Source organism: Burkholderia sp. Ap-955, assembly GCF_011753045.1.
Taxonomy (GTDB): domain Bacteria; phylum Pseudomonadota; class Gammaproteobacteria; order Burkholderiales; family Burkholderiaceae; genus Burkholderia; species Burkholderia lata_D.
In genome coordinates this window covers 26,583-51,927 of sequence record NZ_VWWH01000001.1, presented here as the reverse complement: position 1 = coordinate 51,927, position 25,345 = coordinate 26,583, and the positions used below count along the sequence as shown (strand labels likewise).

Here is a 25,345-nt window from a genome sequence, read left to right as displayed (position 1 = left end):
AGCCTGTCACAGGCTGACACAGCCGCGCGGCGCGCATGCGGTAAACTGCGGCCTTTCGATCGTCGTCCGAAGTCCGTTATGTGGAGTGAAATCAGCAACATCGGCGATGCCGCGCTGACCTTGCCGATCGCGCTGACATGCGCGGCGTGGCTCGCGCTGACCGACTGGCGCCTCGCCGTCCGCTGGGGCGTGCTGCTCGCCGCAGGCATGGGCCTCGTCGGCGCCACCAAGATCCTGTATGCCGGGTGCGGCATCGAGCTGCCGCAATTCGATTTCCGCGTGATCAGCGGCCATACGATGCTGTCGACGTCCGTATGGACCGTCGCGCTGTCGATGCTGTGGCAGGCGTTCCGGCCGGGCAAGGCGCCCGGCATCGCGGCCGGGCTGGCCGTCGGCGCGGTCACGGCCGTCGCGCGCGTGTTCGATCATTCGCACACCGTTCCGGAAGTGATCGTCGGCTGGATGCTCGGCGCGCTGGTCGCGCTGGTGTTCCTGCGCGGCTACGACAGCGCGCGGCAGCGTGCATTCTCGCCGCGCGTCGCGGCCGTCTGCCTGCTGCTCGTGTCGGGCATCGCGTACGGGCACCGTGCGCCGTTCCAGCAGATGATCGACACCCATTCGCCGCAACTCTGCGCGTTCGTGCACGCGCCGTCGGGCGACGGATTCTGACGGTAGCCGGTCGCGGCGCCCCGGCGCCGCTTTCTTGCCGCCGGCATTCGCCCGGCGGTTGCACGATTCCACACCGTTCCTCTTCCCGACTGCTTTCGCGTCTGCGCGGAACGCCGCGCTTCGTCATTCCCTGAATCAACGACCCGGCCGGTCTGCATGATCCGCGGGTGCAGCCGGCCCGTACCTGCGCGCCGACACGCGAAGGTCATGAGCAGCACCTATGACCGGGCATAACGATTATTCATTTCATCGATTGGCGGCATTCGCGTACGCTGGCTGTCGTTCAACCGGGGCAGGCTGCCCGGCGCGTCCGGCACGCGTCAGGTTCATCTCGATATACTCGCGGAAACCGTGCGGCGCGTCGTCATGTCGGCGTACCGGCCACCGGTGCACGTCGACCGGCAGCGGCCCTGAAGGCGCGGAAAGCACGGGACACCCCGTCGCGTCAGCGTTCCGCGACGACGATTCAAGACAGGAGCAGGCCACATGACAATCGTTTCTCCGCGCCTTGCCGGCAAGTGCGCATACATCACGGGCGCCGCGGGCGGCCTCGGCCGCGCGATCGCGCGCCGGATGGTCGAGCAGGGCGCACGCGTGTTCGTGACCGACATCGCCGACGCGGCGGTGCTCGACGCGTTCGCGCAGGAGCTCAACGCGGGCCACGCGACGCCGGTCGCGTTCGCCGCGACGCAGGACGTGCGCGACGAAGCGCGCTGGCAGGCGCTGCTCGCGCAGGCGGTCGATGCGATGGGCGGGCTGTCGGTGCTCGTCAACAACGCGGGCGTCGGTTCGATCGGCTCGCCCGCGCAGATCGAGCTGGACGAATGGCGGCGCGTGATGGCAATCAACGTCGAGAGCATCGTGCTCGGCTGCAAGCATGCGCTGTCGTATCTGGCCGAAAGCCATCCCGCATCGATCATCAACATCTCGTCGGTCGCCGCGTTCAAGGTCGAGCCGGATTTCACCGCGTACAACGCGTCGAAGGCGGCGGTCGCGTCGCTGACGAAGTCGGTCGCGATCGACTGCGCGCGCCGCGAGATCGACGTGCGCTGCAACTCGATTCACCCGGCGTTCATCCGCACGGGGATCGTCGAGCCGCTGTTCCAGTCGCTCGGCGAACGCGACGCGACGCGCAAGCTCGCGCGCGGCATTCCGCTGCGCCGGCTCGGCGAGCCGGACGACGTCGCGCATGCGGCCGTGTATCTCGCGTCCGACGAGAGCCGCTTCGTGACGGCCGCCGAACTCGTGATCGACGGCGGCATGTGCGCGGTCTGACGCGCATCCCGAACAACTACGACCGGAGGAGAACATCGTGTCCACACCCGTGAACCGCCAACTGCTGCTGAAGACGCGCCCGGAAGGGCGGGTCGGCCGCGAACACTTTTCGCTCGTCGAGACACCGGTGCCGGCGCTTGCCGACGGTGAGGTGCTCGTGCGCGTGCTGTACCTGTCGATGGACCCGACCAACCGCGTGTGGATGAGCGACGTCCCGCAGTACCTGCCGCCCGTCGCGATCGGCGAGGTGATGCGCGCGCTCGGCATCGGGCGCGTGGTGGCGTCGCGTCATGCGGGGTTCGCGGAAGGCGATCTCGTGCAGGGGCTCGTCGGCTGGCAGGACTACGCGGTCGTGCCGGCCGACCAGGCCGCGCAGCTCGTGAAGCTGCCCGCGGAGTCGGGCCTGCCGCTGCCGACGCTGCTCGGCGCGTGCGGAATGAGCGGGCTGACCGCGTACTACGGGCTGACGGACATCGCGCCGGTGCAGCCGGGCGAGACGCTCGTGGTATCGGCGGCGGCCGGCTCGGTCGGCTCGATCGCGGGGCAGATCGGCAAGATCCACGGCGCACGCGTGGTCGGCATCGCGGGCGGCGCGGACAAGTGCCGCTACCTGACCGAGACGCTCGGTTTCGACGCGGCCGTCGACTACAAGGCCGACGATTTCCGTCAGCAACTGAAGGCGGCGACGCCGGACGGCGTGCACGTGAACTTCGAAAATGTCGGCGGCGAGGTGATGCGCGCGGTGCTGTCGCGGATGGTGATCGGCGGGCGCGTCGCGCTGTGCGGCGTGATCTCGAACTACAACAGCGGGCGCGCGGCGGACGACGTCGGCGTGCTGATCTCGAAGCGGCTGACGATGCGCGGCTTCCTGATCCTCGACTATCGCAAGAGCCGTGAAGCCGTGCAGACGCTCGCGGGCTGGTTGCGCGACGGCCGGCTCAAGGCCGAGGAGACGGTTGCGGACGGTCTCGAAAACGCGCCCGACGTGCTGAATCGCTTGTTCGACGGCGACCATCGCGGCAAGCTCGTGCTGCGCGTCGATCCCAGCGCGTGACCGGCCCGCGGCGCAGCGTGCGACGCCGTTCATACGCTGTTGCGAGCGGGTGTCGAACGCGGTGCGTTCGAACGACCGGGCTTTAGTTTCGGACTAGTCCCATATCTTGTCCGGACGTCTCTCCCTAAAGTGATTGCCAGCAGACAGGCGGCGTGACCGACGCGTCACGCCGCCTTTTTTTCTGGTCACGGCAGAGGAGAGGGAACATGCGAAACGACGCGAAGCGGGCGGCATCGGTGGCGATGCGCAATCGAACGGTGCGGTGGGCCGGTGCCGTGCGGAAGACCGCGATCGGGCTGGGCGTGGCGTTCGCGATGTCGAATGCGGTGGCGGCCGGGCATGTCGCGTCGGACGGCATCGTGCGGTTCGCGGGTGCGCTCGTCGATCTCTACGACGTGACGCTCGACGCGCGCTCGGGCGTGGTGGTCGAAGGACGAGCGGTGGCGAACGGCGGGACGGCGGCAACGCTGCGGTTCGATGCCCATGGCCGGCGTTTGCCGGGCGCCCATGTGGCGCTGGTCGGGCCCGACGGTGCGCCGTTCTCGCCCGATGTCGCTTCGCGTGTGCGTGCAACGTGGCGCGATGCGCACGACGATCGAAGCGTGCCGCTGGTATCGGGCCGCACGTATCGCGTGGGCCCGTATGGCGGCGTGATGACGCTGGCGGCGGATGAAGAAACGGGCGCCGAGGCGCCCGTCGTGATCCGCATTCGCCATCCGTGACGGCGCGTGCTGGCAGGTGCGTGGCACGCGGCCACACGATGCGTCATTCGCCTTGTTCGGAGCGCGCGTAGATGTCCCAGCTCGCCATGAACAGCGCGGCGACGAGCGGCCCGATCACGAAGCCGTTGATGCCGAACAGCGCCATCCCGCCGAGCGTCGAAATCAGCACGACCCAGTCGGGCATCTTCGTGTCCTTGCCGACGAGGATCGGGCGCAGCAGGTTGTCGACGAGGCCGATCACGCCCACGCAGAATGCGACGAGGATCACGCACTTCCAGACCGCGCCGATCATCAGGAAGTAGAGCGCGGCCGGCACCCATACGAGGCTCGCGCCGATCGCGGGCAGCAGCGACAGGAACGCCATCAGCGCGCCCCACAGCACCACGCCCTCGATCCCGAGGATCCAGAAGATCAGCCCGCCGAGCGCGCCCTGCACGAGCGCGACCGCGATGTTGCCCTTCACCGTTGCGCGCACGACGGTCGTGAACTTCGCGAGCAGCAGGTTCTTGTGCTCCTCGTCGAGCGGCAGCGCGCGGCGCACGCGGCGGCCGATCTCGCCGCCGTCGCGCAGCAGGAAGAACACCATGTACAGCATCACGCCGAAGCTCACGACGAACTGGAACGTGTTCTGGCCGATGCTGAGCGCCTGGGTGGCCGCGAACTGGCTGATTTGCGCGGCGCCGTCGGTCAGCTTCTTCTGGATGCCCGGGATGTTGGTCAGCCCGTATTTCTGCAGCAGGTTCTGGATCGACCTCGGCAGCGCGTGAATGATGTCGTGGAAATACTGCGAATAGTTCGGCTGGGCGTCCTTGAGCTCCTGGTACACGTACGCGATTTCCTGCACGAGCGTGGCCGTGACGAACACGAGCGGCAGGATCACGATCAGGACGATCAGCGACAGCGTCACGAGTGCGGCGAGGTTGCGCCGCTTGCCGAAGCGCGCGGCGAGCCAGCGCTGCACGGGCTGGAACAGGATCGCGAGAATGGTGCCCCAGAACACGGCTCCGGAAAACGGCGCGAGGATCCAGCAGAGTCCGACGGTGACCGCGGCGAGCAGGAAATAGAAGAATTTTTGGTGGTCGTGTCCGCTTTCCATGGATGACGTTCGCGCAGATTGATGCGTGGTTTGATTGAATCTCGTTGCCCCGCGCGCGATCGGTTCTCGATCGTCACGGGTTCGCGGCGAAATGCGACGCAGGGCGGCCCGAAGCGGAGTATGCCCGCAAAGGCGCCGCCATCATAGCCGCTGCGCGCGGCACATGCGAAAACGCCGCGGCCGGGGCCGCGGCGCTGCCGGGAAGCAAACGCGGCGCGACGCCGCGTGCCGCATCGTCAGATGTTGAGCTTCGTGACCTTGGTGCCGTTCACCGACAGGTCGCCCATCAGGCCCGCGTTGGTCAGGACCAGCACCTCGACCGGGGCGGTGGCGGTGTTGGAGTCGACCGCGCCGTTCGCGCCGACCTTCACGACCGCGACCGAGGCGTCGGCGCCCGCGGACCAGCCTTCGGACTTGCGGAACGAGTCGAGCGCATCCTGCGTCATGAACAGGAACACGATCGCCTTCGACTGTGCGCCGGCCTGCAGGCCGACCGACAGCGACGACGTGTTGTAGTAGCCGACCGTGCTGCCGCCGACGCGCAGCGCGCCGTTGCCGGACTGGCCGCCGACGATGAAGCCGGCTTGCAGCACGTTCGGGAACACGAGCACGCCGCGCGATTTCGCGACGAGTTCACGCGAACCCGGCACCGTCGAATAGAGGCGCGACAGCGTCGCGTTGACGCTAGCGTCGATCGACTGGCGCTTCGACGCACTGGCCGCGGCGCCTTCCGGTTTGTCCGGGGTGGTCGTGCAACCGGCGAGCGCGAGGCTGCCGAGCAGGACGGCGGCGGCGGCTTTCATGGCAAAGGTCTTCTGCATGGCGTTTCTCCTTCGTTTGTCTGATTGAGGACGGACGGGGCGGGCGCGCGGCGGCCGGCTCCGGTCAACGGCGGGCAAGGAGCAGGCCCGCAACGAACGCGAGGCCGGCGACGACGCCGGCGGTTTGCCACGGGTTGTCTTGCACGACCTGCGACACGCGTTCGGCCGATTCGCGCAGCCGGGCGGCCGCGCTGCCCGATGCATGGTCGAGCGCGCTGCGCGCTTCATCGAGCCTGGATTGCACGCGCTTGCGCAGCGCGGCGATATCGCCGTCGCCATCGTTTTTCAGCAGATCTTCCAGTTCGTCGACCAGCCCGCGCAGATCGTCGGTGACGTCGGCATGCAGGTCGCGGGCGGCCGAGCGCGTCGTGCGCCCCACGCGCCGGCCCGTGCGACGAATGTCGGACAGGCCGCGGTCCAGCTTGTGTTCGATCGAGTCGGTGAGCGCCATGGTGTTTATCCTCCTTCGATTCAAGGCAAATTTGAAGATACGGCGAATCCCAGCAACCTGTGTGATTCACTTGGCCCGATTTTGTTTCGAGACAAATTTTCAATTCGTCGGCAGGATTTCCGCACAGCCCCGCCGCACGGGGCGGCGCGGCGATTGAAAAAATTCGCATTCCGGGCGAAGCGGCGTACCGGGCTGCGGTACGCGGTGAAAGTGCGGTAAATATCGCGTCGCCAGCGCCATCAGGTAAATAGTGCCGTTGCAGGCATTGTGCTGATGCAAATGCACTAATCGACGCTTAGTCGACGAGCACGGTTCGTGCCCGGGGGTGCCGACGTGCCGCCATCGCCAAGCGCGACGTCGATCACGACGGGATCGTGATCCGATGACCGGTACGCGTCGGGTGCGTAATAAATCGACCGTTGCGCGGACGTTTTGTAATCAGGCACGGGTTGCAGGGCGACCGGTTCGTCGGCGTTGATGTGCCAGACGTGTACGGCCCTCACACGCGCGGCGAGCGCCGGCGTGGCCAGCGCGTGGTCGAGGCTGCCCGCTTCGCCGCGAAATACGTAGCTGTACGCAGCATCGCCGACGAAGCGGGGCACCAGGTTCTCGTAGCCGCGCGACTCGAGCGCGCGCACCGGGTCTTCCTTCGCGTAGCTGTTCAGGTCGCCGATCAGCAGTACGCCATCGGCCGGGGTGCCGGTCGGCGACGCGGCGAGCCAGTCGGCGACGCGCGCGGCGGCTCGCGTGCGCGCCGCATTCCAGCAGCCCTGGCCGTCCGACTGGTCGCGATCGGCGCCGGTCGCGTTCGGGCAGTTCTTCGATTTCAGGTGATTGACAGCGACCGTGAAGGCGCGCGTGCCGCCGATGCGCCGGAATGTCTGCGCGAGCGGCGGGCGATGCCGGCCGCCGAGTGCGACGGTCATGGCGCGCCCGGCCGGCTCGACGGTGCGGCTGTCGTACAGCAGCGCGACTGCGATCGCATCGCGGCCGAGGCGCGCGGTGCCGGGCTCGACGGCGCGCCAGCCGTCGCCAAGTTGCGCGGCGAGACGGCGTACGGCGCTTGTTTCACCGTGGCCGTTGTTCGCGATTTCCATCAGCCCGATCACGTCGGCATTCAGCGCGCGCAACGCCGCGACGATCTTCGCCTCCTGCCGCGCGAACGCGGCGGGCGTTTTCGCGCCGCGGTTGGCCGGGGCATCGAATCCGCCGCCACGCCCGTCGCCGTTGAAATAATTGAATACGTTGAACGACACGATGCGCAGGTCGGCATCCGGGTGCCGGGCCGGCGCCTCGGTGCGCGGGTTCGCGGCGGCATCGAACACCGGCGCCGCACCGGCCACCGGTTGCAGCCGCCATGCGCCGTAGCGCAGTTCGAGCACGCCTTCGACGCCGCGTACCGTGTAGCCCGCGCGCAGCGTGTTGGCGGCACTCAGCGCGGGCGGCGGATAGCGCACGGTCGCGGGATCGCGGCGGGTCGAGCCGTCGTCGAGCACGATACGGTTGCGTGCGTTGGCGGTCGCGATCGCGGCGGCCTCGGCCGGCGGTGCGACGTGGGTCGGGATGCGCAGCCGGCCGTTGCTGAGGACGACGCTGCCGTAGCGGCCGAGTTCGTGGGTATCGCTGACCGTCAGTGTCTGTGGCAGGCGCACCCGCATGCCTTCAAGCGCGGCCAGCACCGCCTGGGTGGCGACCGGCAGCGTGAGCGTGGCAGGCGTGACCTTTTGCCCGCGGGCGCAGACGGTTACGCCGCCCGACAGCGTGAATTGCGTCCGGCCGTAGCGCTCGTCGACGCGGCCCGTGAGATGCACGAGATCGCCGGCCTTCGCGCGTGCGTTCGGCGCGTACACGAACACGCCTTCCGGGACGCCCGGCCGGTGCCGTCGCTGCGCGTCGGCTTGCTGGACGAAGAAGCCGCCGAGGCCGTCGGCGCCGCCGAACGCCGCGGTGACGACCGCTTCGATCGAGGTCGTTTGCCCGGCCAGCGGCGACGGGCCGCCGGCGCCGCGAAAGTCGGCAATCGGCGTGGTTGCGCCGCCGCAGCCGGCACTCACCGGCGGCGCGGCCATGGCCGGCCGGGCACAGAGGGCGGCGAGCGCGGCGAGGGCGATGAACGGTGCAACGGCAAGCGGCACAAGCAGGCGTGACATGGGGCGGTCCACAGGAAGAAAATCCGACGGTTCGGGAAGGCATCTTGACGGCAAAATGTCAGGAAGCGGCCGAATTGGCCGTCCGGCCAGTTGCCGATCGGCCGACGATGCAAGCCGCACGGCGGCTGCTACGCTTTTGCATCGGCCGGCGCATCCCGATCGCGCAGCGAACGCCGCCACGCCCCGTTCCCACAGGAGAAATCCATGTCTTACATGCTGTTGATTGTCGAGCCGACCGAGCAGCGCGCCGAACGCACACTGGACGAAGGTCAGGCGCTGTACGCGCGGATGGTCGATTTCGCCGAGACGCTGAAGGCGCGCGGCGTGCTGCGCGGCGTCGAGTCGCTGGAGCGCTCCGAGCGCGGGACGCGCGTGCAGGTGCGCGACGGCGAGACGCGCCTGCTCGACGGCCCGTTCGCGGAGGCGAAGGAGATGGTCGGCGGCTTCTTCATCGTCGACGTCGACACGCGCGAGGAAGCGATCGAGATCGCGCGCCAGTGCCCGGCCGCGCAATGGTGCACGGTCGAGGTGCGGGCGGTCGGCCCGTGCTTCCTGTGAAGGTCGAGACTCGGTATTTACCCTGATATGTCGCGGAATATGTCGATCCGGCGGTCGTCCGGCCGTCGTCCGGATAAGGCGCCGATGAATGGGCGCTGCCTTCCACCGACGACAAGGAGTGAACGATGCGATTCATGATCATGATCCGGGCGAACGCCGTCAGCGAGTCCGACGCGTTGCCGGACAACCGGCTGGTCGAAGCCATGACCGTCTATCACGAGGAACTGGCCAAGGCCGGCGTGCTGCTCGACGCGAACGGGCTGCGGCCGAGCGCGAGCGGCTGGCGCGTGCGCTACGCGGGCGGCAAGGGCACCGTGGTCGACGGCCCGTTCGCCGAAACGAAGGAACTGATTGCCGGCTATACGCTGATCCAGGTGCGTTCGCGCGACGAAGCACTCGAATGGACGCGCCGGTTTCCCGCGCCATTCGGCGCCGAGATGGATTGCGAGATCGAGGTGCGGCCGCTGTTCGAGCTCGACGACCTCACGCCGAGCGACGCGGTCGAGCGGTTCCGCGAACTCCACGTCGGCCGTACCGGCGCCTGATTGATTGCCCACCTGAATCCAACCTCACCGGGAGTATCCGACATGCACAAGATGGTCTTCATCAACCTGCCCGTGGCCGACCTGCCGCGCTCGAAGGCGTTCTACCAGGCGCTTGGCTTCGAGGTCGTGCCGGCCTATACCAACGACCAGGCCGCCTGCATCAAGATCAGCGACACGATCTTCGCGATGCTGCTCGTGCGGCCGTTCTTCCAGACGTTCACCGGCAAAACCATCATCGATCCGGCAACGCAGGTGCAGGTCCTGTCGTGCCTGTCATGCGACAGCCGCGCCGAGGTCGACGCGATCGTCGCGAAGGCGCTGGCGGCCGGCGGGTCCGCGCCGCAGGCGCCGCGCGAGTACCCGAACATGTACGGCCACGGGTTCGACGATCCGGACGGCCATGCATGGGAGCTGATGGCCATGCCGCTGGACGCGTCCGCCGAGGGGCAGGCGTCGTGACGCGTGAGGCGACTCACCGTGCGATCGAAGCGGTCTGGCGGATCGAGGCGCCCAAGATCATCGCGCGCGCCGCGCGCGTGGTGCGCGACGTCGGCGTGGCCGAGGAACTGGCGCAGGACACGCTCGTCGCGGCGCTCGAGCACTGGCCCGTCGACGGCGTGCCCGACAACCCGGCCGCATGGCTGATGACGGCCGTGAAGCGTCGCGCACTCGATCGTGTCCGGCAGGAGTCGCTCCACGCGGCGAAGCGCGACCAGCTCGGCCACGAGATGGACGCGCTCGAAGCGCATGTCGTCCCCGACATCGCGGAGGCGCTCGCCGACGCGCGCGACGACGACATCGGCGACGACCTGCTGCGGCTGATCTTCACGTCGTGCCATCCGGTGCTGTCGACCGATGCGCGCGTCGCGCTCACGCTGCGGCTGCTCGGCGGGCTGACGACAAGCGAGATCGCGCGCGCGTTCCTGACGCCCGAGCCGACGATCGCGCAACGGATCGTGCGCGCGAAGCGCACGCTCGCGGCGGCGCACGTGCCGTTCGAGGTGCCGGCCGCCGATGCACGGCCCGCGCGGCTCGCGTCGGTGCTCGAGGTGATCTATCTCGTGTTCAACGAAGGCCATGCGGCGACCTCGGGCGACGACTGGACGCGCCCGGCGCTGTGCGACGAGGCGTTGCGGCTCGGCCGCGTGCTGGCCGGGCTGGCGCCGGACGAGAGCGAGGTGCTCGGGCTCGTCGCGCTGATGGAGCTGCAGGCGTCGCGCATGCATGCGCGCACCGACGCGCAGGGCCGGCCCGTGCTGCTGCTCGACCAGGACCGCAGCCGCTGGGATCCGCTGCTGATCCGGCGCGGCCTCGCGGCGCTCGAACGCGCGACGAAGCTCGGTGGCGTGCGCGGGCCGTATGCGCTGCAGGCCGCGCTGGCGGCCTGCCATGCGCGCGCGCGGCAGGCGTCGGATACGGACTGGGCGCAGATCGTCGCGCTGTATGACGCGCTCGCCGAAGTCGCACCGTCGCCCGTCGTCGAGCTGAATCGCGCGGTGGCCGTCGGGATGGCGTTCGGGCCGGCTGCGGCGCTCGAACTCGTCGACGCGCTGCGTGACGATCCCGCGCTCGTGCGCTATCACTGGTTGCCGAGCGTGCGCGGCGACCTGCTGGCGAAGCTGGGCCGTGCCGACGAGGCGAAGGCCGAGTTCCGCCGCGCGGCGGAACTGACGCGCAACGAACGTGAACGCGAATTGCTGCTCAGGCGCGCGATGGACGCGTGACCCACGCAGCACGCGCGAATGCCGCGCACCGTGCACCGTACGCGCCGGCAGCGCCCCACGTCCCGCCAAGCACTATCGCCCGGATTGAAAAAGCCTATTGGGGGATGCGAACGCGAGCGCCTAGATTGAAGAGCACGATGCGCGCGCCTCGGCACACGCATCGTTCCCCACATACCTGATCGGCCCGGCGTCGCACGCGGCCGCGCCGACTCGAACGGAGGCGCAAATGGCTCAACTCAAGGGCAGCAAAACCGAAGAGAACCTGAAGGCCGCATTCGCGGGCGAATCGCAGGCGAACCGGCGTTATCTGTATTTCGCTTCGAAGGCTGACGTCGAAGGCCAGAACGACATCGCCGCGCTGTTCCGCTCGACCGCCGAAGGCGAAACCGGCCATGCGCACGGCCACCTCGAATACCTGGAAGCCGTCGGCGATCCGGCCACGGGCTTGCCGTTCGGTTCGTCGCGGCAGAATCTCGAATCGGCGATCGCCGGCGAAACGCACGAATACACCGACATGTATCCGGGCATGGCGAAGGCGGCGCGCGACGAAGGCTTCGACGAAATCGCGAACTGGTTCGAGACGCTCGCGAAGGCTGAACGCAGCCACGCGAACCGCTACACGAAGGCGCTGGACAGTCTCGTCGACTGACGGGCCGCCGCGGGCCGCACGGCAGGCCGTGCGACCGGCAAGCGGCCGCCTGTTCGTTCATCGCTGCCCGCATCGCGCGGGCGGCGCTGGCGCGCATGCGCGCCACGCTGGATGGAGCGCCCCATGCCCCACAAGGAAGGCAGTCTCGAAGCCCCGACCCGGCATCCGCTCGACTGGCAGTCCGATGCGTTCTACGACCAGGCCGCGATCGATGCGGAAATGACGCGCGTGTTCGACATCTGCGCCGGGTGCCGGCGCTGCGTGTCGTTGTGCGGCGCGTTTCCGACGCTGTTCGATCTGGTCGACGACACGCCGATGGGCGATATCGAGGAGGTGCCGAAGGCGGCATTCGGCAAGGTCGTCGACCAGTGCTACCTGTGCGACCTCTGCTACATGACGAAATGCCCGTACGTGCCGCCGCACGCATGGAACGTCGACTTTCCGCACCTGATGCTGCGCGGCAAGGCCGCGCGCTACAAGCGCGGCGAAGCGACGCTGCGCGACAAGGTGCTGTCGAACACCGACGCGCTGGGCCACTTCGCCGGCATTCCGATCGTCACGCAGGCGGTGAACGCGGTGAACCGCACGCCGCCCGCGCGCCATGCGCTCGAAGCGACGCTCGGCGTCGATCGCAACGCATGGCTGCCGGAATTCGCGCCGCGCAAGTTCCGGCGCACGGCGAAGCCGTCGGACGGCTTGCCCGTGCGCGACGGCGAACGCACGCCCGGCAAGGTCGCGATCTATGCAACCTGCTACGTGAATTTCAACGAGCCCGGCATCGGCCACGACCTGCTCGCGATCCTCGCGCACAACGAGATCCCGTACGAACTCGTCACGCGCGAAGCCTGCTGCGGGATGCCGCTGCTCGAGCAGGGCAATCTCGCCGGCGTGGCCGCGAAGAAGGACGTGAACCTGCCCGTGCTCGAACGCTATGCGCGCGAAGGCTATGCGCTGATCGGCGCGATCCCGAGCTGCGTGCTGATGTACAAGAGCGAGCTGCCGCTGATGTTCCCCGGCGACGAAGCGGTGCGCGCGGTGGCCGAAGCGTTCTGGGATCCGTTCGAATACGTGATCGCGCGGCATCGCGACGGACTGCTGAAGACCGATTTCAAGACCGGCCTCGGCACCGTGTCGTATCACGTGCCGTGCCATGCGCGCGTGCAGAACATCGGCCGCAAGACGGCCGACGCGCTGTCGCTCGTGCCCGACACGCGCGTGAACGTCGTCGAGCGCTGCTCGGGCCATGCGGGCACGTTCGGCGTGAAGAAGGGATTTCACGCGGACGCGATGCGGATCGGCGGGCCCGTGTTCAAGGCGATGGCCGAGCCGCAGCCGGATGTCGTGTCGTCGGACTGCGCGCTGGCCGGCCATCACATCGTGCAGGGCATCGACGACAAGGGGCTGCCGTCCGCGCCGCTCGCGCATCCGCTTACGCTGCTGCGCCGCGCGTACGGCATCTGAGCCGCCGCCGGCCGACCCACGAGGACCTCCCATGACGTTGACCCGCGATTCCCTGCTGACGCTCGAGGCGTACGCGAAGATCCGCAAGGCCGAACACGCGCGGCTCGTCGCGTACAAGCGCCGCCGCGCGGTGGCGCTAGGCAACCACCTGCGCTTCCTGTTCGAGGACGAAACGACGATCCGCTATCAGATCCAGGAGATGCTGCACATCGAGAAGATCTTCGACCAGGCGGGCATCGAAGGGGAGCTGGACGCGTATCTGCCGCTCGTGCCCGACGGCACGAACCTGAAGGCGACGATGCAGATCGAGTACGAGCACGAGATCGAACGGCGCGCGGCGCTCGCGCGACTGATCGGTGTCGAGGATCGCGTGTACCTGCAGGTCGACGGGCACGCGCGCGTCTACGCGATCGCAGACGAGGATCTCGACCGCGACAACGCCGAGAAGACGTCGGCCGTGCACTTCGTGCGCTTCGAGCTCGACGCGCCGATGCGCGCGGCGCTCAGGGGCGGGGCGGCGCTGTCGATCGGTTGCGATCACCCGGCCTACACGATGCCGCCGCAGCGCGTGGATGCGGACGTGACCGCGTCGCTGGCCGTCGATCTGCGCTGACGCGTCCGCTGCAACGTCCGGCACCGCCTGCCCACCGGTTTCCCTTTTTCCGTTCCGACCCGAAACGCAATGACCGCCCCCGCGGCGGCGCGATCGCCCGCCCGCCGCCCCGAAGATGTAACAGACGTCACGAGTTTGCGCGTGGCGAAAGATGTGCATCACACGTCACAGTGCTTTCATCACTCGCAGAGAAACAATTAAAAGATTGTGCACGGAGATAATTAAAATCGGTCGAATTTGAATGATTTACCGATTCGTGAATATCTTGTTACGCTTTTTTCCCTGATTTACCGATGTCCGGCAGCAATGCGCGGGATTGTTGCCGGCAGGGGTCGGAACAGCCCGAAAATGCCCATGAAAAGGCCTGCTTCATACGCTTCAGAGCCCCGCCAGGCGGGCCTTTGCAGCGACGGGCATAAAGATCCCGCAAAAAAATTCAAGCGTAAATACATTACTCATCCGTGGCAGGTTGTTTCAGTGCGTAACATTAAGTCATTGTCATATTGAGATAAACCCTAGGGATGGTATGCTTCGTGCACAAAAATTCCCACATTGGAGTGAGACCGTGATTTGTGCGTCATTGCCGGGAATGTCGGCACCGTGAAAGTGCGGTGCCGAACCGGCATGCACAACACCGGATAAACATAATGTGCAACCTGGCCGCCCCGCGACGCGATGTGTCGCGACGGCGCCGCCAATCGCAGCCCCGGCCTGGCTGCGTGGAGAGATCTACTATGTTCTTCGATGAGCTTACCGATGAAGAGTGGTTTCGTCTTTCAACGCTGATCGCCGATGAACCCATCCGGCTGAACCGCCGTGGGCGTCCACGAGCCGAACCGCGCGTCGTTGCCAACGCGGTGCTCTGGATCCTGACGACCGGTGAAGCCTGGTCGAAGCTGCCCGGCCGCTATCCGTCCGGGCCGACGTGCCGTCGCCGCTACGAGGAGTGGCTCGCGTCCGGCACGCTGCTGAAGATGATCGACGTGCTGACGCAGTTCAGCGGGCGCACGTTCGCGTATATCCCGCCGCCACCGGTGCCGGTCGTGCCCGCGCGCCGTGCCGAGCCCGTGCCCGATAACGATCGCTTGCGCGGCGTGTTCTGGCAGAACCCTGAGTCGTGGCAATTGCCGGTCGCTCAGGCAAACGTTTGGGAGGGCGAGGGCGCGTCGATGAGCGCGCGGCCGGTCGACGAAGTCGTCGATCCGTCGGCCGTGTCGTTCGCGGTGCCCGGTGCTTCGTCGACGGCGCTGCGCCATGCGCATGCGTCGTCGGCGAGCTTCGCCGCGGCCGAACCGCAAGTCGACAGATATCGCGGCTATACGATCTGCGGCATCGCGCAGCCCGTGCAGAACCTGATGTATCGCGCGTGGGCCGAGATTACGCAGGACGACCGGCGTGTCGAACGCTCGGGCCTGATCGGCCCGCGCTTCACCGATGCCGAGGAAGCCGAGCAGTTCGCGCTCGACTGGGCGCGCCAGTGGATCGATCGCCATGGCGCGAGCGACGAACCGGCGCGCGAGCCGCAAGGCGAGGTGCTGGCCGGCCTGTCCGCGCTTGCGCGTGCCGAGTCGGACATCCAGCGCTTCATCGCCGAGCGCCATGCGGGCGCGCTGTCCGAAAGCCGCAACGATCCGGTGCAGCCGGAGCGCCGCGAGTACGGGTACCGCGTCGGCTGATCGCCGACCCGCTGAAACGCGCGGGCCGTCGTGTGCCACGACGCCCGCGCGGAAGTCTCGTCTTTCCATGCCTGCGTTGCCCGGGGCGCCGCTGTCGAAGCGGCGCCTCCCTGTGCACGTGCGTTACTGCCGGCCGTAGGTATCGTCGAAGCGGACGATGTCGTCCTCACCGAGATACGCGCCCGACTGCACTTCGATCAGCTCGAGCGGCATCTTGCCCGGGTTCTCCAGGCGGTGCGACACGCCGAGCGGAATGTACGTTGATTCGTTTTCGGACAGCAGGAACGTTTCGTCGCCGCGCGTGATGCGCGCGGTGCCGCGCACGACGATCCAGTGCTCGGCGCGGTGGTGGTGCATCTGCAGCGACAATTGCGCGCCCGGCTTCACGACGATGCGTTTCACCTGGAAGCGCTCGCCGGTGTCGACCGAGTCGTAGTGGCCCCACGGACGATGCACCTTGCGGTGATCGGTCGCTTCCGCGCCGCGTTGCGCCTTGATGCGCCCAACGATTTTCTTCACGTCCTGCACGCGCGACTTGTCCGCGACGAGCACGGCGTCCGGCGTTTCGACGACGACGAGGTTCTGCGTGCCGACGCAGGCAACGAGCCGGCTTTCCGAATGCGCGAACGTCGATTCCGCGCCTTCGAACAGCACGTGGCCGCGGCCGACGTTCTCGGCGTCGTCCTTCGGCGAGATCTGCCAGATCGCGTCCCACGAGCCGACGTCCGACCAGCCCGCGTCGAGCGGTACGACGACGCTTTCGCACAGTTGCGGCAGGTTCGCGAGCGGCTCCATCACCGCATAGTCGATCGAGTTCGACGGCGACGCGGCGAACGCTTCGCGATCGATGCGGAAGAAATCGCCATCGGCCTTGCCCTGGGCGACGGCCTGTTCGCAGGCCGCGTAGATTGCCGGTTCGAGCTGGCGGATCGCCTTCAGCCAGACCGAGGCGCGAACGATGAAGATGCCGCTGTTCCACCAGTATTCGCCCGATGCGACGTACTGCTGAGCGAGTTCGAGATGCGGTTTCTCGACGAAACGGTCGAGGCGGCGCACGTCGAGTTTGCCCGTGGCGGCGTCGCCGAGCGGCGCGCCGACGCGGATGTAGCCGTAGCCGGTTTCCGCGTGCTTCGGCACGATGCCCATCGTCGCGATCTTGCCTTGCATCGCGCAGTGCACGCCGGCCGCGACGGCCGCATGGAAGCGCGGCAGGTCGGCGACCGCATGGTCGGCCGGCATCACGGTCATCACCGCATCGTTGCCGCCGGCGACCAGCCGAAACGCGGCGAGCGTCAGCGCGGGCGCGGTGTCGCGGCCGATCGGCTCGAGCATGATCGACGCCGATTTACCGGTCAGGCGCAGCTGTTCGGCCGTGGTGAAGCGGTGATCCTCGCCGCATACGATCAGCACGTCGTCGTTCAGCGGATGGTCGGCCGTCAGGCCGTCGAGGCGCAGCGCGGTGGATTGCAGCAGCGAATGTTCGCCGAGCAGGCCGATCAGCTGTTTCGGAAAACGTTCGCGCGACATCGGCCACAGGCGCGTGCCGGACCCGCCGGCGAGGATCACCGGTTGCACGGCGACGCGCGTGCCGGCGGCGGGCGCGGTGGAAGAAGAATGGCGCGTTTCGGCAGCCACGGCCGGAGCATTCATGAGGACACTCTCCACGGTTGAAGTCAATGCCTGTCGTTGTAGCATGAAGTAAATCGACAATAAAACCGGGTCCATTGCCGGATATTCGCCACGCATTCATCGGGAAGAATTTTCCGCGCCGGCATCCGACGCAAATAAAAAAATAAAAAATAAATCGATGGATCGGCTGGCCTTGACCGCCCGCAAAGGGTGAGCGGAAATCGTAAAGCTTCCGAAATATTCCCGGTTTCCGGGCGTTTCGGGAAAACGTGCCGAATTAATTCAAAAACTTAGCGGCAATAATTTCCGATTATTTTTCGAAATACTTGTACGCTTGAGGCGAAAATTTCTTACCGCTTCAATAACGTCATGCAACGTTTGAATCGAATGTGCGGCACGGGTCGCACAAGGAGCTGTTCGGCAAACGCCTGTTCAAAGAGGAAGCAGACATGTTGAGCGTGCTGGCGAGAGTCATCGATATCGCGATGGTCGTGACGGGGGCGCTGATCGCCGCCGCGCTGCACGGTGGCAGCATCTGGCTCAACGACCTGCAGCGCACGATGATGCTGTTCGATTGCCTGCTCGTCGTCGTGTGCTTTCCCGCCTTCGGCATTTACCAGTCGTGGCGCGGCAAGCGTCTCGTCGGGCTGGTGGGGCGGGTCGCGTTCGCGTGGCTGGTGGTCGAGCTCGCGGGCATCCTGCTGAGCTTCAGCTTTCATCAGTCGGGCGACCTGTCGCGGCTGTGGCTGGGTTACTGGGCGCTCGTGACGATGGCGCTGCTCGCCGGCTCGAAGGCCTGCGTGCACGTCGTGCTGCGGCAACTGCGCCGCGGCGGCTACAACCTGAAGGCGGTCGCGATCGTCGGCGGGACGCCGGCGGCGCGGCGGCTGATCGCCCAGATGCGGGCGCGGCCGGAAGCCGGTTTCAACCCGGTGTGCGTGTACGACGAAAGCGAAGCGCCGGGCGAAGTCGCGCTCGACGACGTGCGCATCGAGCGGCAGTTCGAATCGCTGGTGTGGCTGGTGCGCAGCCGCGCGATCAGCGAGCTGTGGCTCACGCTGCCGATCACGGAAGAGCGCCGGATTCACCAGATCGTGACGGTGTTCCGCCACGACTTCGTGAATATCCGCTTCATCCCGGACGTGCGCACGCTGTCGTTCTTCAACCAGGAAGTGGTCGAGGTGCTCGGCGTGCCGGCGATCAACCTCGCGGCGTCGCCGATCACCGACGTGCGGATCCTGCCGAAGTTCGTGTTCGACCGGGCGTTCGCGCTGGTGGCGCTCACGGGCCTCGCACCGGTGATGCTGGTGATCGCGTGCCTGATCAAGCTGACGTCGCGCGGGCCCGTGTTCTTCCGCCAGAAGCGCAAGGGCATCGACGGGCACGAGTTCGAGATCTACAAGTTCCGCTCGATGAAGGTGCACGAGGAAGTGGCGGGGCAGGTCACGCAGGCGAAGAAGAACGATTCGCGCGTGACGCCGGTCGGCCGGTTCCTGCGCCGCACGAGCCTCGACGAGCTGCCGCAGTTCATCAACGTGCTGAAGGGCGAGATGTCGGTCGTCGGCCCGCGCCCGCATGCGCTCGCGCACGACGACATCTACAAGGATCTGGTCAAGGGCTACATGTTCCGCTACCGGATCAAACCGGGCATCACCGGGTGGGCGCAGATCAACGGCTTTCGCGGCGAGACCGACCAGATCGAGAAGATGATGGGCCGCGTGAAGCTCGACCTGTACTACATGCAGAACTGGTCGTTCTGGCTCGACATCAAGATCGTCGTGCTGACGCTCTGGAAAGGCTTCACCGGCAGCAACGCGTACTGAGCACCGAGATCGCGCCACGCAGGCATTCCGGTTTTACGAATTTCGAATCATTGGTCAAGGGGTCCGACACATCATGAATCTGACTATCATCGGCAGCGGTTACGTAGGGCTCGTCACCGGCGCATGTCTGGCCGACATCGGGCACGACGTGTTCTGTCTCGACGTCGACCAGGCAAAGATCGACATCCTGAACAACGGCGGCGTGCCGATCCACGAGCCGGGCCTCAAGGAAGTGATCGCGCGCAACCGCTCGGCGGGCCGCCTGCGATTCTCGACCGATATCGAGGCCGCGGTCGCGCACGGCGACGTGCAGTTCATCGCGGTCGGCACGCCGCCCGACGAGGACGGGTCGGCCGACCTGCAATACGTGCTTGCAGCCGCGCGCAACATCGGCCGCTACATGACGGGCTTCAAGGTGATCGTCGACAAGTCGACGGTGCCGGTCGGCACGGCCGAGCGCGTGCGCGCGGCGGTGGCGGAAGAACTCGCGAAGCGCGGCGGCGACCAGATGTTCTCGGTCGTGTCGAATCCGGAATTCCTGAAGGAAGGCGCGGCGGTCGACGATTTCACGCGGCCGGATCGCATCGTGATCGGCTGCGACGACGACGTGCCGGGCGAGCGCGCCCGCGAGCTGATGAAGAAGCTCTACGCGCCGTTCAACCGCAACCACGAACGCACGCTGTATATGGACGTGCGTTCGGCCGAGTTCACGAAATACGCGGCTAACGCGATGCTCGCGACCCGCATCTCGTTCATGAACGAGCTGGCGAACCTCGCCGACCGCTTCGGCGCGGACATCGAGGCCGTGCGCCGCGGGATCGGCTCCGATCCGCGCATCGGCTATCACTTCCTGTACGCCGGCTGCGGCTACGGCGGCTCGTGCTTCCCGAAGGACGTCGAGGCGCTGATCCGCACGGCCGACGAGCACGGGCAGGCACTGCAGATCCTGAAGGCGGTGTCGTCGGTCAATGCCACGCAAAAGCGCGTGCTCGCCGAGAAGATCGTCGCGCGCTTCGGCGAGGACCTGACCGGCCGCACGTTCGCCATCTGGGGCCTCGCGTTCAAGCCGAACACCGACGACATGCGCGAAGCGCCGAGCCGCGAGCTGATCGCCGAGCTGCTGTCGCGCGGGGCGCGCATCGCCGCGTACGACCCGGTCGCGCAGGAGGAAGCGCGCCGCGTGATCGCGCTCGATCTCGCCGATCACCCGAGCTGGCTCGAGCGCCTGAGCTTCGTCGACGACGAGGCGCAGGCTGCGCGCGATGCCGACGCGCTCGTGATCGTCACCGAATGGAAGATCTTCAAGAGCCCTGATTTCGTCGCGCTCGGCCGCCTGTGGAAATCGCCGGTGATCTTCGATGGCCGCAACCTGTACGAGCCGGAGACGATGAGCGAGCAAGGCATCGAATACCACCCGATCGGCCGGCCGGGCTCGCGCCAGGCCGTCGCCGCCCGTGTGCCGGGCACCGCGCCCGCGAGCGCGTAACCCGTTTCCCGTCACTCGTTACGAGACGCCATGTTCCGGAACATCCTGATCGTCTGCCACGCGAACGTCTGCCGCAGCCCGGCAGCGGAAATGCTGTTCAAGTCGCACGCCGCGTCGCGCGGCGGCCCGCGCCCGACGTTCCACTCGGCGGGCGTGCATGCGAACGACGGCGACGGCATCGATCCGATGATGCGTCAGCTGCTCGCCGAGCGGGGCGTCGATGCGACGACCCACCGCTCGCGGCGGCTGTCGCGCCGGATCGTGCGCGACGCCGACCTGATTCTCGTCAGCGAGCGCGAACAGATCAAGGCCGTCGAATCGGTCGATCCGTTCGCGCGCGGCAAGGTCCACCTGCTCGGCAAGTGGGAAGGGGCCGAGATTGCCGATCCGCACGGCGGCCCCGAGGCCGATTACCGCGAGAGCTACTCACTGATCGAACGTCTGGTTCAAGGATGGCTACAGAAACTATGCTGAAACGCCCGATGCGCCCGGTGGCGCTTGCCGTCGCGCTGACGACTTTCCTGTCAGCCTGTGCAACCGCGCCCGGCAACTACCTCGACTCGTCGAACCTGAAGGACGAAGGCCGGCAGCAAGCGGCCGAAACCTATCCGGTTCATTACATCGACGCCAAAGTGGTGATGGACCAGCTGCAGAAAGCGCAGGTGGACCATCCGCTGCCGCCCGGACGTTATACCGATCCGTCGGAGTACGTGTACCGCGTCGGCCCGCAGGACATCCTCGGCGTCACCGTGTGGGACCACCCCGAGCTGACGACGCCGCAGGGCCAGTCGTTCTCGAGCGGCGGCAACACGACGCAGTCGGTCGCGGGTGCGTTGCAGCAGCCGTATACGACCGCGCTGCCGGGCCAGGCCGATCCGTACGGCCAGACGGTGGCCTCGGACGGCACGATCTTCTTCCCGTTCGTCGGCCGCATCAAGGTGGCCGGCAAGACGGTCGCGCAGATCCGCGAGCAGATGGCCACCACGCTGTCGCGCTACGTGAAGAATCCGCAGCTCGACGTGCGCGTGCTGTCGTTCCGCAGCCAGAAGGTGCAGGTGACGGGCGAGGTGAAGCAGCCGGGCCCGCTCGCCGTGAGCGACGTGCCGCTGACGCTCGTCGACGCGATCTCGCGCTCGGGCGGCTCGACCAACGAGGCCGACCTGCAGCGCGTGCGCCTGACGCGCGACGGCAAGCTCTACACGCTCGACGCGAACGGCGTGCTCGATCGCGGCGAGGTGAAGCAGAACGTGATGCTGCAGCCGGGCGACATCGTCAACGTGCCGGACCGCAGCGACAGCCGCGTATTCATCATGGGCGAGGTCAAGACGCCGGTCACGGTGCCGATGCTCAAGGGCAAGTTGACCATCGCCGACGCGCTGACCGCGGGCGGCGGCATCCTCGACACCGACGCGAACCCGCGCAAGATCTACGTGATGCGCGGGATGCGCGACAACCCGACGAAGCCTGAAGTGTTCCGCCTCGACATGACGCAGCCGGATGCGCTGATGCTGTCGAGCCGCTTCCCGCTTCAACCGCTCGACGTCGTCTACGTCAGCACGGCCAGCTCGGTGCAGTTCAACCGTGTGCTGCAGCAGGTGCTGCCGACGATCCAGACGATCTTCTACATGCGGCAAATCACGCGCTGATAGCCCGCCGGGGCGGCGCCTCCGCCCCGGCACCACTCAAGCGGGAACGAATGGTGAACACGCAAGCGAAACACTCCTACGCGGATCTGTCCGTGAAAACCGAGGAAGAGGACGTCGTCCTCGGCCAGCTGCTCCAGGTGATCATGGACGACATCTGGCTGCTGCTCGGCATCGCGGTCACGGTCGTCGCGCTCGCCGGCCTCTACTGCTATATCGCGAAGCCGGTCTACCAGGCCGACGTGCACGTGCGGGTCGAGGGCAACGACAACACGTCGCAGGCGCTCACGCAGACGCAGACGGGCGCGATGATCAACAGCGGCCCGCAGCAGGCGCCGACCGACGCGGAAATCGAGATCATCAAGAGCCGCGGCGTGGTCGCGCCGGTGGTCGAGCAGTTCAAGCTGAATTTCTCGGTCGTGCCGAAGACGCTGCCGGTGATCGGCAGCCTCGCCGCGCGCATCGCGACGCCGGGCGAACCGGCGCGGCCGTGGCTCGGCCTGAAGTCGTACGCATGGGGCGGTGAAGTGGCCGACGTCGATTCGATCAACGTCGTGCCCGCGCTCGAAGGCAAGAAGCTGACGCTGACGGCAGGCCCGAACGGCACCTATTCGATCGTCGACCAGAACGGCATGCGGCTGCTGTCGGGCCATGTCGGCGAATCGGCGCAAGGCGGCGGCGTGACGCTGCTCGTGTCGAAGCTCGTCGCGCGCCCCGGCACGCAGTTCACGGTGGTCCGCTACAACGATCTCGACGCGATCAGCGGCTTCCAGACCGGCATCCAGGTGACCGAGCAGGGCAAGCAGACGGGCGTCGTGCAGATCTCGCTCGAAGGCAAGGACCCGGACCAGACCGCCGCGATCGCGAACGCACTTGCTCACTCGTACCTGAACCAGCACGTGGTCGCGAAGCAGGCCGAAGCGACCAAGATGCTCGACTTCCTGAAGGGCGAGGAGCCGCGCCTGAAGGCCGACCTCGAACGCGCGGAAGCCGCGCTGACGCAGTACCAGCGCACGTCGGGCTCGATCAACGCGAGCGACGAGGCGAAGGTCTACCTCGAGGGCAGCGTGCAGTACGAGCAGCAGATCGCCGCGCAGCGCCTGCAGCTCGCGTCGCTCGCGCAGCGCTTCACCGATTCGCACCCGATGGTGATCGCCGCGAAGCAGCAGCTCGCGGAGCTGCAGGGCGAGAAGGACAAGTTCAGCAACCGCTTCCGCAGCCTGCCGGCCACCGAGGTGAAGGCCGTCCAGCTGCAGCGCGACGCGAAGGTCGCCGAGGACATCTACGTGCTGCTGCTGAACCGCGTGCAGGAGCTGTCGGTGCAGAAGGCCGGCACGGGCGGCAACATCCACCTCATCGATTCGGCGCTGCGTCCGGGCGACCCGGTCAAGCCGAAGAAGGTGCTGATCCTGTCGGCTGCCGTGTTCCTCGGGCTCATCCTCGGCACGGGCATCGTGTTCCTGCGCCGCAACCTGTTCCAGGGCATCGAGGATCCCGATCGCATCGAGCGCACGTTCAACCTGCCGCTGTACGGGCTGGTGCCGCAAAGCGCCGAGCAGGTGAAGCTCGACGCCGCGGCCGAGAAGGGCGGCGGCCGCGCGCGGCCGATCCTCGCGAGCCTGCGTCCGAAGGATCTCAGCGTCGAGAGCCTGCGCAGCCTGCGCACCGCGATGCAGTTCGCGATGATGGACGCGAAGAACCGCGTGATCGTGCTGACCGGCCCGACGCCCGGCATCGGCAAGAGCTTCCTGACGGTCAACCTCGCGGTGCTGCTCGCGCATTCGGGCAAGCGCGTGCTGCTGATCGACGCCGACATGCGCCGCGGCCTGCTCGACCGCTATTTCGGTCTCACCTCGCAGCCTGGCCTGTCCGAGCTGCTGAGCGACCAGTCGGCGCTCGAGGACGCCGTGCGCGAGACGCCGGTGCAGGGCCTGTCGTTCATCTCGGCCGGCACGCGCCCGCCGAACCCGTCGGAGCTGCTGATGTCGACGCGCCTGCCGCAATACCTCGAAGGGCTCGGCAAGCGCTACGACGTCGTGCTGATCGATTCGCCGCCGGTGCTGGCGGTGACCGACGCGACCATCATCGGCCGCATGGCCGGCTCGACGTTCCTCGTGCTGCGCTCGGGCATGCATACCGAAGGCGAGATCGCCGACGCGATCAAGCGCCTGCGCACCGCGGGTGTCGATCTGGAAGGCGGGATCTTCAACGGCGTGCCGCCGGTGCGCGGCTACGGCCGCGGCTATGCGGCCGTGCATGAATACCTGAGCGCCTGATCCGCATCGCACGTAACCGGGCGGGCAGCGCGTGTTGCCCGCCCGGCCGACAGGAGAATCAACGATGAAAATTTCCGTGCTCGTTCCGACCTATCGGCGTCCCGCCGACCTCGCGCGCTGCCTGCTGGCGCTGCAGCGGCAGCATCGGCTGCCCGACGAGGTGATCGTCGTCGCGCGCCCGGAGGATGATGCCACGCACGAACGGCTCGCCGATCCGGCGGTCGGCGGCGCGCTGCCGCTGCGCATCGTGCCGGTCGAGGTGCCGGGCCAGGTCGCCGCGCTGAACAAGGGGCTCGACTCGGCGAACGGCGACATCGTCGCGATCACCGACGACGACGCGGCGCCGCATCCCGACTGGCTCGCGCGCGTCGAGTCGGTGTTCGAGGCCGATCCGCGCGTGGGCGCGGTCGGCGGGCGCGACTGGGTGCACGAGAAGGGCCGCGTGCTCGACGAATCGCGCGAACGCGTCGGCCAGCTCACGCTGTCCGGCAAGATCGTCGGCAACCATCATCTCGGCGTCGGCGGCCTGCGCGAAGTCGACATGCTGAAAGGCGCGAACATGAGCTACCGCCGCGCCGCGATCGAGCGGTTGCGCTTCGACACGCGGCTGCGCGGCGCCGGCGCGCAGGTGCACAACGACATGGGTTTCAGCATGCGCGTGCAGCGCGACGGCTGGAAGCTCGTCTACGACCCGGCGATCGCGGTCGATCATTTCCCGGCCGAGCGCTTCGACGACGACCGGCGCGATGCCGCGTCGCTGAATGCGATCAGCAACGGCGCGTACAACATGCACCTGATCCTGCGCGAGCATCTGCCGCCGGTCCGGCGCGAGCTCGCGTGGTGGTGGTGGACGCTGGTCGGCACGCGCGTCTACCCGGGCCTCGCGCACGTGCTGCTGTCGCTGCATACGGCGCAGCGCGAGCGGATCCGCGAGCACTGGCGCGCGGTGCGCCGCGGTGCGCGCGATGCCCGCCGCGCGAACCTTGCCCCCCATCGTGCGGCGATGCCGCCGGTGACGTCTTGA

The 25,345-nt window shown here is 67.3% G+C and carries 23 protein-coding genes; 18 read left to right on the top strand and 5 right to left on the bottom strand.

The window, feature by feature from the left end; all coding sequences use genetic code 11:
* Nucleotides 1-78: 78 nt before the first annotated feature.
* The 4 genes from F3J15_RS00245 to F3J15_RS00230 all read left to right on the top strand — a co-directional run bounded on the left by F3J15_RS00245 (nt 79) and on the right by F3J15_RS00230 (nt 3,720).
* Nucleotides 79-669: a phosphatase PAP2 family protein gene (locus F3J15_RS00245; RefSeq protein WP_166886272.1), complete on the top strand. Its 591-nt coding sequence runs from the start codon at nt 79-81 to the stop codon at nt 667-669.
* A gap of 486 nt (nt 670-1,155) precedes the next feature.
* Entirely contained in the window at nt 1,156-1,944 is a 789-nt protein-coding gene (locus F3J15_RS00240; RefSeq protein ID WP_069251028.1) for an SDR family oxidoreductase, read from the top strand.
* A gap of 37 nt (nt 1,945-1,981) precedes the next feature.
* Complete coding sequence (locus F3J15_RS00235) at nt 1,982-2,998, top strand: NADP-dependent oxidoreductase (protein ID WP_166886269.1); 1,017 nt, start codon at nt 1,982-1,984, stop codon at nt 2,996-2,998.
* Between the two features lie 206 nt (nt 2,999-3,204).
* Nucleotides 3,205-3,720 carry a thioesterase gene (locus tag F3J15_RS00230; RefSeq protein WP_166886266.1) on the top strand — a complete coding sequence of 172 codons (516 nt, stop codon included), beginning with the start codon at nt 3,205-3,207 and terminating at the stop codon, nt 3,718-3,720.
* A gap of 43 nt (nt 3,721-3,763) precedes the next feature.
* Here the strand turns inward: F3J15_RS00230 and F3J15_RS00225 are convergent, their stop codons facing one another.
* The 4 genes from F3J15_RS00225 to F3J15_RS00210 form a co-directional block, all read right to left on the bottom strand.
* Nucleotides 3,764-4,816, bottom strand: a complete 1,053-nt coding sequence (locus tag F3J15_RS00225; RefSeq protein WP_069251031.1) for an AI-2E family transporter — start codon at nt 4,814-4,816, stop codon at nt 3,764-3,766.
* A gap of 236 nt (nt 4,817-5,052) precedes the next feature.
* Nucleotides 5,053-5,637 carry a YSC84-related protein gene (locus tag F3J15_RS00220; protein ID WP_069251032.1) on the bottom strand — a complete coding sequence of 195 codons (585 nt, stop codon included), beginning with the start codon at nt 5,635-5,637 and terminating at the stop codon, nt 5,053-5,055.
* Nucleotides 5,638-5,701: 64 nt separating this feature from the next.
* Nucleotides 5,702-6,088 carry a DUF883 family protein gene (locus F3J15_RS00215; RefSeq protein ID WP_069251033.1) on the bottom strand — a complete coding sequence of 129 codons (387 nt, stop codon included), beginning with the start codon at nt 6,086-6,088 and terminating at the stop codon, nt 5,702-5,704.
* A 284-nt stretch (nt 6,089-6,372) separates the two neighbouring features.
* Entirely contained in the window at nt 6,373-8,238 is a 1,866-nt protein-coding gene (locus F3J15_RS00210) for an ExeM/NucH family extracellular endonuclease (RefSeq protein WP_166886263.1), read from the bottom strand.
* 204 nt (nt 8,239-8,442) lie between these two features.
* On the opposite strand from F3J15_RS00210, the gene F3J15_RS00205 reads away from it, so the two are divergent.
* From F3J15_RS00205 to F3J15_RS00170, 8 genes are all read left to right on the top strand, one after another.
* The gene (locus F3J15_RS00205) at nt 8,443-8,796 is read left to right on the top strand and encodes a YciI family protein (protein ID WP_069251035.1); all 354 of its coding nucleotides are present in this window, start codon (nt 8,443-8,445) and stop codon (nt 8,794-8,796) included.
* 125 nt (nt 8,797-8,921) lie between these two features.
* A complete protein-coding gene (locus F3J15_RS00200) occupies nt 8,922-9,341 on the top strand; it encodes a YciI family protein (protein ID WP_166886260.1) in 420 nt (139 codons plus the stop codon).
* Between the two features lie 42 nt (nt 9,342-9,383).
* Nucleotides 9,384-9,800, top strand: a complete 417-nt coding sequence (locus F3J15_RS00195; RefSeq protein WP_089447310.1) for a glyoxalase/bleomycin resistance/extradiol dioxygenase family protein — start codon at nt 9,384-9,386, stop codon at nt 9,798-9,800.
* A complete protein-coding gene (locus F3J15_RS00190) occupies nt 9,797-11,065 on the top strand; it encodes a DUF6596 domain-containing protein (protein ID WP_089447311.1) in 1,269 nt (422 codons plus the stop codon). The genes F3J15_RS00195 and F3J15_RS00190 overlap by 4 nt, the downstream gene beginning before the upstream one ends.
* A gap of 226 nt (nt 11,066-11,291) precedes the next feature.
* Nucleotides 11,292-11,714, top strand: coding sequence for a rubrerythrin family protein (locus tag F3J15_RS00185; protein ID WP_043177896.1), 423 nt, complete (start codon nt 11,292-11,294; stop codon nt 11,712-11,714).
* Between the two features lie 123 nt (nt 11,715-11,837).
* Nucleotides 11,838-13,175: a heterodisulfide reductase-related iron-sulfur binding cluster gene (locus F3J15_RS00180; RefSeq protein ID WP_166886257.1), complete on the top strand. Its 1,338-nt coding sequence runs from the start codon at nt 11,838-11,840 to the stop codon at nt 13,173-13,175.
* A 31-nt stretch (nt 13,176-13,206) separates the two neighbouring features.
* Nucleotides 13,207-13,788, top strand: coding sequence for a DUF3501 family protein (locus F3J15_RS00175; RefSeq protein ID WP_089486260.1), 582 nt, complete (start codon nt 13,207-13,209; stop codon nt 13,786-13,788).
* Between the two features lie 734 nt (nt 13,789-14,522).
* Nucleotides 14,523-15,464: a transposase gene (locus tag F3J15_RS00170; protein WP_166886679.1), complete on the top strand. Its 942-nt coding sequence runs from the start codon at nt 14,523-14,525 to the stop codon at nt 15,462-15,464.
* Nucleotides 15,465-15,587: 123 nt separating this feature from the next.
* Here the strand turns inward: F3J15_RS00170 and F3J15_RS00165 are convergent, their stop codons facing one another.
* Nucleotides 15,588-17,114, bottom strand: a complete 1,527-nt coding sequence (locus tag F3J15_RS00165) for a mannose-1-phosphate guanylyltransferase/mannose-6-phosphate isomerase (protein WP_166886254.1) — start codon at nt 17,112-17,114, stop codon at nt 15,588-15,590.
* Between the two features lie 428 nt (nt 17,115-17,542).
* On the opposite strand from F3J15_RS00165, the gene F3J15_RS00160 reads away from it, so the two are divergent.
* The 6 genes from F3J15_RS00160 (at nt 17,543) to F3J15_RS00135 (ending at nt 25,345) form a co-directional block, all read left to right on the top strand.
* Nucleotides 17,543-18,916: an undecaprenyl-phosphate glucose phosphotransferase gene (locus F3J15_RS00160; protein WP_069252876.1), complete on the top strand. Its 1,374-nt coding sequence runs from the start codon at nt 17,543-17,545 to the stop codon at nt 18,914-18,916.
* Nucleotides 18,917-18,989: 73 nt separating this feature from the next.
* On the top strand, nt 18,990-20,402 hold the full coding sequence (locus tag F3J15_RS00155; protein ID WP_069251043.1) for a UDP-glucose/GDP-mannose dehydrogenase family protein: 1,413 nt from the start codon (nt 18,990-18,992) through the stop codon (nt 20,400-20,402).
* A gap of 30 nt (nt 20,403-20,432) precedes the next feature.
* Nucleotides 20,433-20,876 (top strand): low molecular weight protein-tyrosine-phosphatase, encoded by a 444-nt coding sequence (locus F3J15_RS00150; RefSeq protein WP_069251044.1) that lies wholly within the window; start codon nt 20,433-20,435, stop codon nt 20,874-20,876.
* Entirely contained in the window at nt 20,870-22,048 is a 1,179-nt protein-coding gene (locus F3J15_RS00145; RefSeq protein ID WP_069251045.1) for a polysaccharide biosynthesis/export family protein, read from the top strand. Before F3J15_RS00150 ends, F3J15_RS00145 begins: the two co-directional genes overlap by 7 nt.
* A gap of 50 nt (nt 22,049-22,098) precedes the next feature.
* Entirely contained in the window at nt 22,099-24,321 is a 2,223-nt protein-coding gene (locus F3J15_RS00140; protein ID WP_166886251.1) for a polysaccharide biosynthesis tyrosine autokinase, read from the top strand.
* Nucleotides 24,322-24,385: 64 nt separating this feature from the next.
* The gene (locus tag F3J15_RS00135) at nt 24,386-25,345 is read left to right on the top strand and encodes a glycosyltransferase family 2 protein (protein WP_166886248.1); all 960 of its coding nucleotides are present in this window, start codon (nt 24,386-24,388) and stop codon (nt 25,343-25,345) included.